General features: G+C 66.8%; 12 protein-coding genes. 6 read left to right on the forward strand and 6 right to left on the reverse strand.

All coding sequences use genetic code 11. The annotated features are described in order from the left end of the window. Positions 1-37: 37 nt before the first annotated feature. Complete coding sequence (msrB, locus tag KY501_RS36625; protein ID WP_309243026.1) at positions 38-565, forward strand: peptide-methionine (R)-S-oxide reductase MsrB; 528 nt, start codon at positions 38-40, stop codon at positions 563-565. 12 nt (positions 566-577) lie between these two features. On the opposite strand, the gene KY501_RS36630 is transcribed toward msrB, so the two are convergent. The 4 genes from KY501_RS36630 to KY501_RS36645 form a co-directional block, all read right to left on the reverse strand. Beyond that, positions 578-1,024, reverse strand: coding sequence for a DofB protein (locus tag KY501_RS36630; protein ID WP_309243027.1), 447 nt, complete (start codon positions 1,022-1,024; stop codon positions 578-580). Between the two features lie 168 nt (positions 1,025-1,192). After that, positions 1,193-2,839: a bifunctional 3-(3-hydroxy-phenyl)propionate/3-hydroxycinnamic acid hydroxylase MhpA gene (mhpA, locus tag KY501_RS36635; RefSeq protein WP_224368518.1), complete on the reverse strand. Its 1,647-nt coding sequence runs from the start codon at positions 2,837-2,839 to the stop codon at positions 1,193-1,195. A 193-nt stretch (positions 2,840-3,032) separates the two neighbouring features. Next, positions 3,033-3,479 carry a DofB protein gene (locus KY501_RS36640; RefSeq protein WP_309243028.1) on the reverse strand — a complete coding sequence of 149 codons (447 nt, stop codon included), beginning with the start codon at positions 3,477-3,479 and terminating at the stop codon, positions 3,033-3,035. Between the two features lie 118 nt (positions 3,480-3,597). Continuing rightward, positions 3,598-4,929, reverse strand: a complete 1,332-nt coding sequence (locus KY501_RS36645; RefSeq protein WP_224368519.1) for a TenA family protein — start codon at positions 4,927-4,929, stop codon at positions 3,598-3,600. A 194-nt stretch (positions 4,930-5,123) separates the two neighbouring features. Between KY501_RS36645 and KY501_RS36650 the strand changes: the two genes are divergently transcribed. Beyond that, positions 5,124-6,578 carry an alkaline phosphatase D family protein gene (locus tag KY501_RS36650; RefSeq protein ID WP_224368520.1) on the forward strand — a complete coding sequence of 485 codons (1,455 nt, stop codon included), beginning with the start codon at positions 5,124-5,126 and terminating at the stop codon, positions 6,576-6,578. 15 nt (positions 6,579-6,593) lie between these two features. Here KY501_RS36650 and KY501_RS36655 read toward each other — a convergent pair whose 3' ends face one another. Then, positions 6,594-7,301 carry a head GIN domain-containing protein gene (locus KY501_RS36655; RefSeq protein WP_224368521.1) on the reverse strand — a complete coding sequence of 236 codons (708 nt, stop codon included), beginning with the start codon at positions 7,299-7,301 and terminating at the stop codon, positions 6,594-6,596. A gap of 100 nt (positions 7,302-7,401) precedes the next feature. Then, positions 7,402-10,059 carry a serine/threonine-protein kinase gene (locus KY501_RS36660; protein ID WP_224368522.1) on the reverse strand — a complete coding sequence of 886 codons (2,658 nt, stop codon included), beginning with the start codon at positions 10,057-10,059 and terminating at the stop codon, positions 7,402-7,404. Between the two features lie 212 nt (positions 10,060-10,271). Between KY501_RS36660 and KY501_RS36665 the strand changes: the two genes are divergently transcribed. The 4 genes from KY501_RS36665 to KY501_RS36680 all read left to right on the forward strand — a co-directional run bounded on the left by KY501_RS36665 (position 10,272) and on the right by KY501_RS36680 (position 15,930). Next, a complete protein-coding gene (locus tag KY501_RS36665; protein WP_224368523.1) occupies positions 10,272-11,720 on the forward strand; it encodes a hypothetical protein in 1,449 nt (482 codons plus the stop codon). A 454-nt stretch (positions 11,721-12,174) separates the two neighbouring features. Further along, the gene (locus KY501_RS36670; RefSeq protein WP_224368524.1) at positions 12,175-13,035 is read left to right on the forward strand and encodes a hypothetical protein; all 861 of its coding nucleotides are present in this window, start codon (positions 12,175-12,177) and stop codon (positions 13,033-13,035) included. Positions 13,036-13,163: 128 nt separating this feature from the next. Further along, positions 13,164-14,612, forward strand: a complete 1,449-nt coding sequence (locus KY501_RS36675) for a hypothetical protein (RefSeq protein ID WP_224368525.1) — start codon at positions 13,164-13,166, stop codon at positions 14,610-14,612. After that, entirely contained in the window at positions 14,602-15,930 is a 1,329-nt protein-coding gene (locus KY501_RS36680; RefSeq protein ID WP_224368526.1) for a hypothetical protein, read from the forward strand. Before KY501_RS36675 ends, KY501_RS36680 begins: the two co-directional genes overlap by 11 nt. Positions 15,931-15,968: the final 38 nt, after the last annotated feature.

The raw sequence follows: 15,968 nt of genomic DNA on the forward strand, positions 1-15,968 counted from the left end.
AGCAGTAACCTTCCCGCCACTCATGCGTACCAGAAGCATGAACCGACGACGCATGTGGTGGTGGGCAGGCCTGCTGGCAGTTCCCCTCGTAGCCATCGCCGCGGGTGCGGGAGACAAGCCCGCGAGCACTCCCAAGCCAGCCGAGAAGGCCTCTCAGGCTCCCAGCACTCCAGACAAGGTCGTCAAAACGGAGGAGGAGTGGCGCAAGCAGCTCACCTCCGAGCAGTTCCGCATCCTGCGCGAGAAGGGCACCGAGCGCGCCTTCACCGGCAAGTACTGGAACAACCACGAAGCGGGCACCTACCGCTGCGCTGCGTGCGGCCAGCCGCTCTTCACCTCCGATACCAAGTTCGAGTCCGGCACCGGCTGGCCCAGCTTCTGGCAGCCCCTGTCCCCCGCCGCGGTGGAGCTGCATGAGGACAACAGCTACTTCATGACGCGCACGGAGGTGGTGTGCTCGCGCTGCGGCGGCCACCTGGGCCACGTCTTCCCGGATGGCCCCGAGCCCACGGGCCAGCGCTACTGCATGAACTCGGGCGCGCTCACCTTCGAGAAGAAGAAGTAGGCACCTGGCTCGCTACTGCACCAGGCCGCGATCCCTCGCCACGCGAACCAGCGAGGACACGTCCTTGTTCAACCGCTTGGCCAGATCCGGCACCGCGCCGTCGATCGTCTTGTGCACCGACATGTAGTTGTCATAGGTGCGCGTGACGATGAGCATGCCGGAGATGATGACGCGCTGAAGGCTGTTCTGCAGGTCCGAGCCCTCGATGATGACGTGGGCCACCTCGCAGTAGTTGCGGGCGGCGTTCAGCAGCGTGTTGAGGTTGTTGCGCTCCTCGGCGTTGGGGACCTTCACCTTCGAGTCGATGGAGCCCACGTACAGCAGCTTCTGCCCCAGGCGCTTGTGAGCGGCGGCCATGTGAGCCTCCATGGCCTCGATGTCCTGCTTGGAGGGTGGGCGCAGCCACCGGGAGAAGATGACCCGGTCGATGATGTCCACCTTGAATGCCGTGTTCAACACGACTTCACTCCTTCGAGGAAGGCGACGAGCCCGGCTCCGCTCACGCCAGGCACCAGGCTACAGGCTCTCCGAGACGGGCCGCATCCTGCACGATGCCTCTGAGAGTGAAAAGCAAATTGGCTGGTCGCGGTCATGGCTCGCATGACTCCTGCATGAGACACTTCGGTTTCATGCATTCGACGTGAGTGAAACATGTGTCGGCCTCTCCTCCACCGGCTCGGCCTCGGAGCGATGGATGAATGGGCGTACCTGCTCGCGGAGCTTCTCGATGGCCGAGCCCCGCGAAACACCATAGACATAGCGATCCGGGCGCAACAGCACGGTATCGGCGTGGAACCGGGAGAGCCACGCCGCGAGCTTGCCCTCCACATCCACGACGTCTCCAGGCCCGGCCTCGGCGGCCCGCTCGGCGGGGAGCACGCGCAGCGGAACGCCTCCCAACTCCCGGGCGAGCGCCTCGGCGGACTGCCGCACCGGCTCCGTGACATCCGCCAGGCTGAGCACCGCGAAGCGGTTGCCCATGACATCGTCCAGCGGCACCGTGCGGCCTCCGGCCAGCCCCACCTTCGGCTGGAGAAAGTACTGACCCTCCGGAGCATTGTCCTTGTACCGGCCGCTGGCGATGAAGCCCTGCGGGATGAACATCTTCGGCTTGGCCTTGAACTCGCGGATGAAGTTGCGCGCCCCCGCGACGTTCTTGTAGCTCCACCGGAGCAGCGCGTTGCGGAGCGACGCGACGAACTTCGAGCGGGACAGGAACACCCGGCCCATCATCAGCGTGGCCTTGATCATGTTCACCACGTGCGGCCGCCGCTCGCGCTCGTAGGTGTCCAGCAGCGCATCGCCCGCCGCGCCCCGGCGCACCTGCGCCAGCTTCCAAGTGAGGTTCATGGCGTCGCGGATGCCTGAGCACAACCCCTGGCCCATGAAGGGCGGCATGAGGTGCGCCGCGTCTCCCAGCAGGAACACGCGCCCGTCCCTCCAGCGCGCCGCCACCTTGCTGTGGAAGGTGAACACCGCCGCGCGCGTCACCTTCACCTGCTTCGGATCGACGAACTGCCCCAGCAGCTTGTCGACGAACTCCTTCGTGTCGATGATGTCCGAGCGCTCGTTCTCTCGCACCAGGAAGTCCATGCGAATCTCATTGAGCGGGCCGCGCGTGGCGAAGCCGGGGCGCTCCGGATCGCAGACGTAGTAGCTGAAGACGGGCTCGGGCGTCTCGGTGGTGCAGGCCAGGGTGATCCACGGCTCGCCGTAGGAGATGCCCTCCATGTCCACGCCCATCCTCTGCCGCACGTCGCTGTGGCCGCCGTCGCAGCCCAGCAGGTAGCGCGTGCGCACGGGCGAGACGCGGCCGGTGCGCCGGTCCTTCACGTGGACGGTGACGCACTCGGCATCCTGGGTGAAGGACTCCACCTCGTGGCCCAGCCTCAGCTCCACGTGGGGGAAGCGCCCGAGCCCCTGGCGCAGCACGCCTTCGAGCTGCGGCTGGCTGAAGAAGGACAGGGCCGGGTGCCCATATCCGAAGTTCAGCTCGCTGAAGGCCGCCGTGCCCAGCACCTGCTTCTGCCCATCGATGTAGTCCATGGACTGGCAGGGAAAGAGCGCCACGGCCAGCTCGCCTACCAGGCCCGCGGCCTGGAAGTTGCGCTGGGTCTCGTCGTCGCACGAGAAGGCTCGGGGCTGTTGGTTCTCTTGGAGCTCACGCTCGATGATGAGCGTCCGCAGTCCATGCAACCCCAGGTAGTTGGCCGTGATCGCACCCACGGGGCCACATCCCACGACGACGGCGTCAACAATCTCAGAAGACATCATGGGTTCTCGTGGAACAGGAGCCCGACTCATCGGCAGTGCAACGCTCCGCAGTCTAGCGGAAGCGGCTCATCATGAGGTTTTTGTCACTTCCGGGGCACCCGTTCACAGGAAGGATAGAGGAAGCCGCAGCGGGAGGGAGCGCTTGCACGGCGACTGGGCGAGCACGCCCTGCGTCATGGCAGGGGGGTCGCCGTTACACCACCAGGCCTCGATCCCTGGCCGCGCGGATCACCGGCCCCGCGTCCTTGTTCAGGCGCTTGGACAAGTCGTCGGCGGTGGTCTCCACGCTCTTATGCACCGACAGGAAGTTGTCGTAGGTGCGGGTGATGATGAGCATGCCGGAGATGATGACGCGCTGCAGGCTGTTCTGCAGGTCCGAGCCCTCGATGATGAGGTGGGCCACCTCGCAGTAGTTGCGGGCGGCGTTCATCAGCGCGTTGAGGTTGTTGCGTTCCTCGGCGTTGGGGACCTTCACCTTCGAGTCGAGGGAGCCCACGTACAGCAGCGACTGGCCCAAGCGTTTGTGGGCCATGGCCATGTGGGCTTCCATGGCCTCAATGTCCTGCTTGGAGGGCGGGCGCAGCCACCGGGAGAAGATGACCCGGTCGATGATGTCCACCTTGAATGCCGTGTTCAACACGACTTCACTCCTCGAGGAAGGCGAGGAGCCCGACGCCGCGCTCCAGGCCCTGGCGGGGGGCTCTTGACCCACTGCATCCTGCATCAACAGGGAAGGCCTGGAAAGGAATCCATCCCACCTACGGCTGGGGCAGGGCGCTGAACAGGTCCACGTCGCTCACGTAGCTGTCCCACTGCTTCAGGGTGGCATCCACACTCACCCGGAGCATGGACAGGAAGCGGCGCATCTCCTGCTCCGTCTTCAGGTGCTGGGCCAGCAGGTCCAGGTTGCCCTGCCAGTGGCCGTCATCGCCGCCGTCGAACTCGATGTGCGAGCCCAGGAAATGGGTGGCCTTCTGCGGCTCCTTCACGCCCCACGAGGCCACGCACCCGTTGAGCTTCTCCATGAAGAGGTTGCCCAGGTGGCCGCTGACGCCCTCGGCGGCCAGGGGCGCGGCGAGCATGAGGATGGGGTCCTCGTAGAAGCCGATGGCGGCCTCCTGCGTGCACATGAACTCGCGCGTGGGCAGGTTGGCCTGGGCCAGCTCCTTCACGTACTGCACGTCCTCGCCCAGGTGCGCCAGGTCCTTCTCGATGATGATCTCGTGGTTGATCTCCCCGCGCAGGTGGGCAATGAAGTGCGTGCGCAGCTCCGTGGTGGGCGAGGTCCCCACGCAGCGGCCCAGAAGGCGCGTGGTGTAGCGGACGAACTGGTGCATCTGCGTGAGCGAGTACACGTACTGCTCGCGCGTGAGGGTGCCGGCCTCCACCGCCTGGAAGAAGCTGGCCTGGCCCACCTTGTCGAGGAACAGGTTGTTGATGGTGTCGAGAATCTCGGCCACCAGGAAGGACGGCACCACGGGCTGACCGGCCTCGCGGGCCTCCTCGAAGGCGCGGTGGAGCACGATGTCCAGGCGCTGGGACTTGGCGCGGTAGGCATGGCCGCCGGGCCCGTCGATGCGCGGCACGCCCCCGAGCGAGACGAGGTTGTACTGGCGCGCCAGCGGCGTGGCGTCATCCACCATGAGGAAGCTGGCCATCTTGCGGTCCCAGCTGCGCGCCTGGCGCAGGGCCGCGTAGAGCAGCACCGCCGAGGTGCCCTTGGGTGCGTCCGGGGCCACGTGCACGCGCGTGAGGAAGGCCGACTTCTCCAGCACGGAGGGGTCCAGGCGGGTGCGGCTCTGGAAGTCGCTGCCCTCGGCCTGCAATACGGTGGCGAAAGCCACCGCGCGGTTCGTGCCGTGCTCCACCAGCGTCACGTCATAGCCCTTGGCGCCCGTGAGGCTCTCGGTGGCGAGGAACTCGGCGGCGCGCGCGGCGCTCTGGGCCGCCAGCGGTGCCAGCAGCGCGGGGGTGGCTTGAGGGACCCGGTCGATGACCGCATCCAGCTGGGCCGTGACTCGCTGAGTCGTCACCTGGGGCCGGGGCTTCTGATGCCAGATGGGGTTGGGCTTCGAGGCGAGGGCGGTCATCAGGTACTCCAGTCAAATCGGGCGGGGAAACAAAAGTGCTGCACATCTGTAAACAAGAAGGACCAGCGCGGTCCATTATCCATGAGATCCCCGTGGGCTTTTCAACGGAGGTCGGCGCTTTCTCCGCTTGGAGTCCATCAGGTCTCCTACCTTGACCGCTCAAGTAGGTAGACATCACCCAGGAGGGGAAACGGATGGCGCTCGTGTTTCCAGTGAAGCCGGTGACGGTGGGTCCCATCGTGGGACACACGACGGACACCACGGTGCGGTTGTGGGGCCGGGGCCAGCCTCCTCCGGTGGGCGGAGGGGTGCGGTGCTACGGCGTGGCGCATTTGCTCGAGGGCGGTTCCACCACGCCCGCCCAGGCGCGTTACTTCAAGCTGCTGCCCGAGGACGACTTCACTGGTAGCGTGGACTTCCCGGGGCTGGAGTCGGGCAAGGCCTACGCGTACCGGATGGGGTTCTTCTATTCGGACGTGGAGCAGCAACTGCTGGTGCCGGCGGTGGGGTTGGAGCTGCAGGGGGCCAGTGCGGGTGTCTTCCGCACGGCTCGTGCGCCGGGCAGTCCGGAGCTCTCGCTGGTGTTCGGCTCCTGCCGCCACCCGGTGCCGGGCCTGGAGGACCTGCTCAACATCGGGCTGCCGGACCGGGGCGATCGCGTCTTCCGGACGATCCTCGAGCAGGTGGAAGGCGGGCGGCCCACGGACCTGATGCTGATGGTGGGCGATCAGATCTACGCGGACGTGGCGGCGTCGAACAAGACGTTCGCCCAGTACTGCGCCAACTACCAGCGCTCCTTCTCCCAGCCGAACCTGCGCAAGCTCATGTCGCGGGTGCCCACGTACATGACGCTGGATGACCACGAGCTGGCAGACAACTGGTCCATGGATCGGCTGCAGGATCCGAAGCTCTCGCCCGAGCAGCTCTCGGCCAACAAGGCGCGCTTCCTGGCGGCGATCCAGGCGTACCGCTGCTACCAGGTGGTGCACGGGCCGGCGCTGGAGCGCAAGAACGAGCAGGGGCTCACCAACGCCATCACCCGGTACTGGTACACCTTCCAGTCGGGCCCCGCGCGCTTCTTCGTGCTGGACGTGCGCACCGAGCGCTACAAGTCCGCCCAGCCTCCGGAGATCATCAGCACCACCCAGATGCAGGCGCTGAAGGACTGGCTGAAGGCGGATCCGGGCGGGCTGAAGTTCGTGGTGTCCGCGGTGCCCTTCTTCCCGGACGTGAAGCTGGGCGGCTGGGCACTGTCCGAGCGCAACGACAAGTGGGCCGGCTTCCAGCACCAGCGTCAGGGCCTGCTGGACTTCATGCGGGACCAGGGTGTGCACCGCACGGTGTTCCTCTCGGGCGACGTGCACGTGTCGCTCTGGGCGGAGCTGAAGAGCACCTCGCGGCCGGACTTCCGCGTGCACTCCATCATCTCCTCGGCGTTCAACACTCCGGCCTTCACTCCTCCGGAGTTCATCTTCGAGACGCGCGGGGTGCTCGACGGGCAGGCGGACTACGTCATCACCCGGCACGGGGGATACACGGACGTGAGCAACTTCACCCGGCTGAGCTGGAAGGCCCCCGTGCTGCGCGTGGAGGTCTTCGATCGCAAGGGCCAGCGCCTCGAGGAGGCTTCCCTGAACCTGGACGGGTGAGGCAGCCGGGCCGCGCTACTCCTTGCCGAAGACGACCTGCGAGCCGCCCGAAGCGGAGACCTTGCGGCGCGCGGGCGCGCTGTCCGCATGAACGGAGCTGCCACCGGACAGCTCAGCCTTGATGCTCTCGGAGGGGTTGGCGTCCACGCTGACACCGCCGCTGCCCTCCACCTCGAGCGACTTGAGGCTGAGCTCCTTGGCGTGCACCTCGGCGCCGCCGCTGGCCTCCACCTCGGCCGAGTCGGCACGGCCCTTCAGCGTCACCTCACCGCCGCCGCTGACCTCCACCTCGAGGCGCTTCGTGTCCAGCTTGCGCACGGTGAGCTCGCTGCCGCCGCTGGAGTCGACAGAGAAGGACTCGGCGGACGTGGCCTCGGCCTCTACCTCGGCGCCGCCGCTGGCCCCCACATGGGTGAGCTTGGGGGTGGAGATGACGACGCGCACGCCCTTGCTGGAGATGTTCTCCCCCCACGACTTCTTGTCCATGTTCACGACCAGCTTGCCGTCCTCGACTTCGGTGCGGAGCAAGCTCACCTGCTTGTCGTCTCCGGAGACGCGCACGGACTTGGGGCCGATCGTCACCTGGGCCTTGATGCCGCCGCCCACCTCGACGCCGTGGAAGTCGGAGACGTCACGGGTCTCCTCACGGGTGGAGCCCTCGGCGAAGGCGCAGAAGGACAGCAGGAGCGTCGGGACGACCAGGGCGGCGCGGAGGTTCTGCATGGTGGCTCTCTCCAAGGGAAGAATGGAGGCTCGAAGCCTCGGGGCATTGTGCTGTACGCACGAGCCCCCGGACCCATTGCAGCCCTCGAGAGCAGGCAGGCTAGTTCGGGTCGAGCTGATCCAGGGAGAGCCGCAGGGCCGTCGTCTCGCCGGGTTTGATGTCCACCGGCAAGCGCAGGCTCTTGCCCTCCGCGCTGACGAGCTTGAGGGAGTGCTTGCCTGACGGGAGGCTGAGCTTGAAGAGCGGTGTGTCTCCCAGGTAGCGCCGCCCCAGGTACACCTTCGCGTAGGGCGTGGTGACGAGCGTGAGCAGACCGCCCCCGGCCGGCGAGGAGGCCGCGGAAGGCTCGTCATCGGTGGAGGCTTCCTCGCCCTCGCTGGGCGCGGCCTTGGCGTTCTGGCGTGCGCGCTTCGTCTGGGGGCGGGACTGCTTCTTCGTCGAGTCCGAGTCGGCCTCCGCGCTCTTGGGGACATCTCCTGTGGCTGGAGCGGCTTCGGCGGGCGTCACGGACGCCACGGTGTCCGCAGGGGTGGCCTCGGTGGGCGAGGTGGGCTGCGCAACGGGCTCGGTGGGGGTGGGGGGCTTGGGGTTTCCGGCAGCGAGCGTCTCAGCGGCAGCGGGAGTTGCCTCCGCGGACGGAGGGGCAGGCTCCGGAGCAGGCGGAGACGGGGGAGCCTGTACAATGGCCGGAGGCTCCTGCTTGGGAGGAGGACTCACGGGCTCCGGCGAGGCTTTCACCGGAGTGGGAGGAGGCGCTCCCATGCCGAGCATTCCGCTCACGCGGCCGCCATCCAACCCGAGGGCCACGGTCGCGCCCAGCGCACCGAGCACCAGCACGCCCACGACGAGCACCCACACCCAGCTCCGGCCTGGCTTCCTGTCCGGAGACAAGGCGGTGATGGTGGGCGAGGTGAGGAGGGTGGGCCCTTCCTCGTTGTCGGGGACGAGCGTCTCGTTGGTGTCCGCGGTGGGTTCTTCCTCCATCCTCACCGCGCGGACGGGCCGGGTGGTGACTTCAGGATCCTCCTCGGGCGGAGGCGTGGGGGCGCGGCGCCGGGGAGGGCGGGCTCCGGGAGCACCAGCTGCGGGGAGACGATCGCTGGACGGGCGCACGCGGCCGGTGGAGACCCTCACCGGGGGCATCGGCGCATCGTCCTGCTTCGCGGGAGCCGAGGGACCCTTGGCGAGGGGATTGTCCATGAAGGGGACGGTTCCCTCGGTGAGCTCCGCTCGCTCGAGCATGGTGCGCAGCGCGGGGTTCGAGTCGTCCTCCGCGTTGGGATCCATCAGTGGCGGCAGATCGATGGACGCCGCGCGGGTGGAGATGATCCGCGTCTCGGAGGGAGAGGGTTCAGGAAGTGCCTCCGCGTCTGGCTGCGTGCGCCCGGTGGTCTCCGACGCTGGAGGAGGCGGAGGCATGGCGAACTCACCCGCGGTGCTCGTGCGCTTCTGGGGCAGGGGCTCGAACACGGGACGACGGGCGGCGGCCTCGGGGGACGACAGCGTATGGAGCCCGGAGGTGGGCCGCCGCGGAGGGCCCTCTCGTGCGGGCTTTGCCGGAGGCGGATCCTGCGGAGGCGGCGCGGGAGGCTTCACCGTGGGCAGCCCGGTCAACGAGGCCGCCCGTGGAGGGGCCTGCAGCGTGGGAGTAATTTGCGGCAGGCTGGGTGGGCTCGTGATCTCGGCGGGAGGAGGTGCGGGCTCCGCGGCTGCGGGCGGGGAGAGGATGTGCGCCAGGTTGACCTCTCCGGTGGTGTCGCCGCTCAGCGCGCGCCCGGCCATGAGCAGCTGGCGGGTCTGCGCGCGGCGATCCGAGAAGAGGCGGCTGATCAGCTCTCCGCTCTGCTCCGGGTGCCAGATGAGGGGCCCCACGGCGCGCTCCAGGGCGCGAGCGAACTCCAGCGTCGTCGAGTATCGGTCCTCGCGCTTGCGGGACAGCGCCTTGAGCACGATGGCGTCGAGCTCCGGCGGGATGGCCTTGTTCGTGCGCGAGGGAGGGGGCACCTGGCCGTGCAGCACGGCGCCGGCACCGGCCTCGGGGGTCTTGGCATGGAACAGGCGCAGGCCGGTGAGGCACTCGTGCAGCACCACGCCCAGGCTGAACAGATCGCTGCGAGCATCCAGGGGCTCGCCGAGGATCTGCTCCGGAGACATATAGCCGCTGGTGCCCTTCACCATGCCGATCTGCGTGCGGCTCTTGCGCGCGAGGTTCTTGGCGATGCCGAAGTCCAACAGCTTGGTGACGCCTTCGTACGTCACCATGACGTTCTTCTCGGCCACGTCGCGGTGGATGACGGGTGAGGGCCGGCCGAGCGGATCCGTGAAGGTGTGCGCGTAGTGCAGGGCGAGGGCGGTGTCGCGCACGGCCTCGAGGCTGAAGCCCACGGGGATGGGCTCGTTGGCGGCGCGGCAGGCCTTGGCGACCTCCACCAGCGTGGCGCCGGGGACGAACTCCATGGCGAGGAAGAGCTCGCCATTGGCCACGTCCAGGTCGAACACCTGGGCGATGTGGGGGTGGTTGAAGGCGGCGGTGACGCGGGCTTCGTCCAGGAACATCTGGACGAACTCCTCCTCGCCGGCGATGTCGGGGAGGATCTGCTTGAGCACCACCAGCTTGCGGAAGCCGGCGAGACCACGCTGCGACGCGAGGAAGATCTCCGCCATCCCGCCCGTGGACAGGCGGCAGAGCACCTCGTATTTGCCCAGCTTCCGGCCGCTGAAGGCGTCCGGGGCGAGCGGCAGCGTGGAACCACCCATTTGAGAAAATCGAGTCTACACCGCCAAACGCCCGTGACCGAAAGGGTGGCGCGAGAATTTTACAAGCAGCGGAACCTGGCCTCGGGAGGCCTGGGACGGAAGGGGGACTCGCTCAGGATGGTGCGGATTCCTTTGAGGGGACGGCAGTGGTGGGCCCCCCTCCCTGGGGCATCCTTCCGTGAGGAGGGGGCTGAGCGCAGCATGGAGGGCGCATGAACCTGCGCGCTCCATTGCTGATCCTGGCGTTGGCCTGCCTTGCGGGCACTTGCGATGAGGAAGCCCCGCTGCCGCCGAGGGAAGCCCATCCCCCAGCGTTCGAGTTCTCCCAGTACCTGGCAAAGAAGGGTGGATTCCTGCCCGGAACGGATGTGTTGCTGGTGCGCCGCCCGGAGCATCTGGAGCACGTGTACGAGCTGTCACTCCGGGAGGGTGTGCCGGGGCACGAAGAGGCGAAGGAGCTGTTCGGCAACCTGGAGAGGCAGGCGCAGGCCACGGGAGAGCATGTGGCCGAGCAGGTGTACTCGCTGAGGTGCGCGGCGGTGGAGCTGCCGGATTGCGTGCCGAAGTGGCGCTTCATCGACGAGTTGCTGGGCCCCGCGGAAGGGCCGGGTAACCGGAGGTTGAGGCAGGTGCTGGCCGAGGCCTTCGAGAAGAGGGCGCGCAGCAAGGGGCTGGAGACCACGGTGGTGATGGCGGTGGTCAACGTGATGCTGGCCGAGGGGATGTTGCAGTCAGCGGTGGGTAAGGCGGCCACGGCGGAGGGGCGAGCAGCTGCGGGAGGGCCTCGGGTGCTTGTGGAGACGCCCACCGTTCAGGCCCGGGAGTTGGGAGCGGGAGAGGTGCGAGCAGCGGGGGTGGGAGCGCAGCGGCTCGCGTTGGAGTCAGGAAGGCTGGGGCTGAAGGGGGAAGTATCCGCGATGGAGGCGCGGCTGGTGGAGGCCGAGGCGCAGGAGGTGGGCACGAGGCAGCCGGCGGCGGTGAAGGAGTTGGAGAAGCTGAGGCCCTCGCTGGAGCGTCCGCTTGCGGGAGCTGAGGTGGAGGAAGGGCTGTGGCGCGAGTACGTATCGTATTGGGAGCTGCGCTACGCGGAGTTGACGTCCCCGGTCGGTGTGGAGGCGGGAGTGAAGCCGCCGCTGAGCTGGCCTGGCTACCGGGTGTTTCGAGCGCGTTTCCGGCGGGCAATGGAGTTTCAGGCCAAGGTATCCGCGCTGCTGAGAGGGGAAGTGAGGCTGCCACCAGCGGAGCGTCAGGTGCTGAGAGGGATGAAGCAACCACTCACCGAATCGAACGTGGGGTTGAAGCACAAGGGCCAGGCCTCGGTGAACTACGTTGACGATCTGGCGGTGGACGAGGCCACGTTGAAGAACGGTACGCCGCACGTGGAGTCCATCAGCACCAAGCAGCGGGACTTCATGAGGATGAGCAGAGACGATGCCGCAGAGCAGGTGAAGGCTGACGGAAAGGAAGCCCTGGCGAAGTATGGGGGCGAAGTAGAGGTGCGCCGACCAGGACACCCTCTCTTCGAGCGCCGAATCAGAGTCTCTCGTGTGCATCTCGTATATGATGAGGCACTCATCCCCCAATTCCCGGAGTTCAGAGACGCGATGGTAGGCGCTGCGGACACAGCGGGGGTTGAACTCCACTTTCGTCATGCTCCGTGACCATTGGAATCAAGAAGATGGCCTGACTCTCAAGATCCGTTTTCCCTCCAGTGCCATGGACCGGGGCTTCGAAGGCCTGGGTGAGGTGCTGGGGATCCTCGAGTCCACGGGGGAGGAATTTCGTCCCAAGAGAATGTCGCTCAAACGGCGGAAGTTGAAGTACTCGCGCGAGAAACTGCGCGAACGCCTTCATGAAGCCACGTTTCAGAACCACACCTCTTTCCATCTCCTATGCGATCAGTTCGAGGAGAACTGGTATGCGCTGGACTTCCACGAAGGTCGTGAGGATGTTCGCTCCTCTATCGTCCTCAGGGTCCATCCCTTCTCCGTCTTCGGCGAACCGGGGAAGGGAGAAGAACGAGCACTTCACCTCGTGAACCTCGTGCGGGCTTTAGGATCCCAATTCCCTGTCACCTGGGGTTTCGCTCACAGCGGTACGGATGCGCTCCTGGACATGGATGACGAGCAGATGCGTGCTCGGGTCCCCCAGAGCATCGACCGGGTACACTGGCTCAACCTGTACGGACCGCACATGGTGGAGAAGATTGGCCGCGAGCGCATGCTCTCCACGCCCGCCTTTCTCCTGGAGGAACTGCCCGGTGGAGCGGTGCTCTGGCTGACGCGCCCGACACCCGCCGACTTCGCCTCGGAGGAGGCTCGCCTCGCTCAAGCACGTGCCCTGGTCCACCTGCGCCCCGAGCTGAAGCTGGAAGACACCCTGGCCACCCTGCGCCACCGCAGCCTGGCCTTCGTCCCCGTCGAGCCGCGCTTCGACACCGACATTGCTGACTTGCTCACCCTCACGTTGCAGCGCTCGGGGCTGGACAAGAAGCATTGGGACGTCGAGCGGCTCAACCAGTACCACCCGCCACAGCCCTCCGAGTGGCTCGCGGCCCACCAGGCGCCCAAGCCGGATGTGCCGGATGTGCCCGAGGCCATCCGGCTCTACGAGCACCAGTACGCCGAACAGTTGGCCGCCCTGCTGCACACGGAGGTGCCCTCGGTGATGAAGGGCTCGCCCGAGTCGCTGCCGCAGATTGACTACTTCCTGTGGTGGCGGGGCTGGGGTCACCAGTTGCCCGAGGCCGAGAGGGAGCTGCTCGTTGATTCTCTGGGCGCCTATCTGGGCATGGTGATGGTGCACACGCTGGGCGGCACCTGGGTGCCCCGTCGCCAGCTAGCCGAGGCCGCCGTCATCGTGGGAGACAAGGCGTGGCTGCCCTTCGTGCGCGCCCGCCACCTGGTGCAGAGCCGGCAGGCCGTGCTCGACTTCTCCCTCACCCAACTCTTCCGCCACGCCCGACGCTCCATTTGAGGGGAGTGCAGTGGACAAGTTCCGGATCTTCATCCCGCGTCGCAGCCCTTGACGTCCACAGCCTGGGGTCGACCCCTCCCTGGGGCATCCTTCCGTGAGGAGGGGGCTGAGCGCAGCATGGAGGGCGCATGAACCTGCGCGCTCCATTGCTGATCCTGGCGTTGGCCTGCCTTGCGGGCACTTGCGATGAGGAAGCCCCGCTGCCGCCGAGGGAAGCCCATCCCCCAGCGTTCGAGTTCTCCCAGTACCTGGCAAAGAAGGGTGGATTCCTGCCCGGAACGGATGTGTTGCTGGTGCGCCGCCCGGAGCATCTGGAGCACGTGTACGAGCTGTCACTCCGGGAGGGTGTGCCGGGGCACGAAGAGGCGAAGGAGCTGTTCGGCAACCTGGAGAGGCAGGCGCAGGCCACGGGAGAGCATGTGGCCGAGCAGGTGTACTCGCTGAGGTGCGCGGCGGTGGAGCTGCCGGATTGCGTGCCGAAGTGGCGCTTCATCGACGAGTTGCTGGGCCCCGCGGAAGGGCCGGGTAACCGGAGGTTGAGGCAGGTGCTGGCCGAGGCCTTCGAGAAGAGGGCGCGCAGCAAGGGGCTGGAGACCACGGTGGTGATGGCGGTGGTCAACGTGATGCTGGCCGAGGGGATGTTGCAGTCAGCGGTGGGTAAGGCGGCCACGGCGGAGGGGCGAGCAGCTGCGGGAGGGCCTCGGGTGCTTGTGGAGACGCCCACCGTTCAGGCCCGGGAGTTGGGAGCGGGAGAGGTGCGAGCAGCGGGGGTGGGAGCGCAGCGGCTCGCGTTGGAGTCAGGAAGGCTGGGGCTGAAGGGGGAAGTATCCGCGATGGAGGCGCGGCTGGTGGAGGCCGAGGCGCAAGAGGTGGGCGCGCGGCAGCCTGCGGCGGTGAAGGAGCTGGAGAAGTTGAGGCCCTCGTTGGAGCGTCCGCTGGCGGGAGCGGAGGTGGAGGAGGGGCTGTGGCGCGAGTACGTGTCGTATTGGGAGCTGCGCTACGCGGAGCTGACGTCCCCGGCCGGTGTGGAGGCGGGAGTGAAGCCGCCGCTGAGCTGGCCGAGCTACCGGGTGTTTCGGGCGCGGTTCCGGCGGGCGATGGAGTTCCAGGCCAAGGTGTCCGCGCTGCTGAGAGCGGAAGTGAGGCTGCCACCAGCGGAAAGGCGAGTGCTGAGGGGGATGAAGCAACCGCTCACCGAATCGAACGTGGGGTTGAAACACAAGGGCCAAGCCTCGGTGACCTACGCCGACGACCTGGCGGTGGACGGGACGACGCTGGAGGGCAAAGCGCCTCGCGTGGAGACTGTCAGTACCAAGCAGCGGGACTTCAGGAGGATGAGTGAGGGTGAGGCTGGAGAACAGGTGGGGACCGATGCGCGGGAGGCGCTGGCGAAGTACGGTGGAGAGGTGGAGGTGCGTCGGCCAGGACATCCCCTCTTCGAGCGCCGTGTCAGCGTCTCGCGCGTGCACCTTGTGTATGATGAATCACTTGTCCCAGACGTAAAGAACCTCAGGGACTCGATGCTCCAAGCCGCGAAGGAAAAGGGGGTTGAGATCCATTTCCACCATGCACCCTGACGAGTGGAACAGAGAGGATGCCCTCAAGTTCGAGATCGACTTCCCATGCAATGCCATGGACCGGGGCTTCGAGGGGCTGGAGGAGATGCTCGAGATCATCGAGGCCACGGGGGAAGATTTCCGGCCCAGGAGGATGTCCCTCAACCGGCGGAAACTGAAGTACTCGCGCCAGAAGTTGCGTGAGCGCCTCCACGAGGCCACCTTTCAGAAGAGCACCTCGATTCATCTGCTGTGCGATCGCTTCTCTGAGACTTGGTACTCACTTGGCTTCTTCGAAGGCCATGAGAATGTCCGCTCTTCTGTCATTCTCCGGGTCAATCCCTTCATGGTCTTCAGCGAGCCGGACAAGGGAGAGGAACGCGCTCAGCACCTGTTGAATCTCGCCCGCGTCTTCGCCTCTCGCTTCCCGGTGACCTACGGCTTCGCCCACAGCATCACGGATGCCGTGATGGACATGACTGACGAGCAGATGCGCGAACTGCTCCCCCAGGAAATCGACCGTGTGCACTGGCTCAACCTGTACGGGCCGCGCATGGTGGAGAGCATCGGTCGCGAGCGAATGCTCTCCACGCCCGCCTTTCTCCTGGAGGAACTGCCCGGTGGCGCAGTGCTCTGGCTCACCCGCCCCACTCCCGTCGACTTCGCCTCGGAGGAGGCTCGCCTCGCTCAGGCTCGTGCCCTGGTCCACCTGCGCCCCGAGCTGAAGCTGGAAGACACCCTAGCCACCCTGCGCCACCGCAGCCTGGCCTTCGTCCCCGTCGAGCCGCGCTTCGACTCCGACATCGCCGACTTGCTCACCCTCACCTTGCAGCGCTCGGGTCTGCACAAGAAGCATTGGGACGTCGAGCGGCTCAACCAGTATCACCCGCCACAGCCCTCCGAATGGCTCCCGGCCCACCAGGCACCGAAGACCGATGTGCCGGATGTGCCCGAGGCTATCCGCCTCTACGAGCACCAGTACGCCGAACAGTTGGCTGCCCTGCTGCACACGGAGGTGCCCTCAGTGATGAAGGGCTCTCCCGAATCCTTGCCACAGATTGACTACTTCCTGTGGTGGCGAGGTTGGGGCCACCAGTTGCCCGAGGCCGAGAGGGAACTGCTCATTGATTCTCTGGGCGCCTATCTGGGCATGGTGATGGTGCACACGCTGGGCGGCACCTGGGTGCCTCGCCGCAAGCAGGCCGAGGCCGCCGTCATCGTGGGCGACAAGGCATGGCTGCCCTTCCTGCGCGCCCGCCACCTGGTGCAGAGCCGGCAGGCCGTGCTCGACTTCTCCCTCACCCAGCTCTTCCGCCACGCTCGCCGCTCAGTCCGCTGAGCCCCTGCCCCCGGATGGACGGGAGCCGTCACTCGGGA

The organism is Hyalangium versicolor (genome assembly GCF_020103695.1).
In the GTDB taxonomy this organism is placed as follows: Bacteria; Myxococcota; Myxococcia; order Myxococcales; family Myxococcaceae; genus Hyalangium; species Hyalangium versicolor.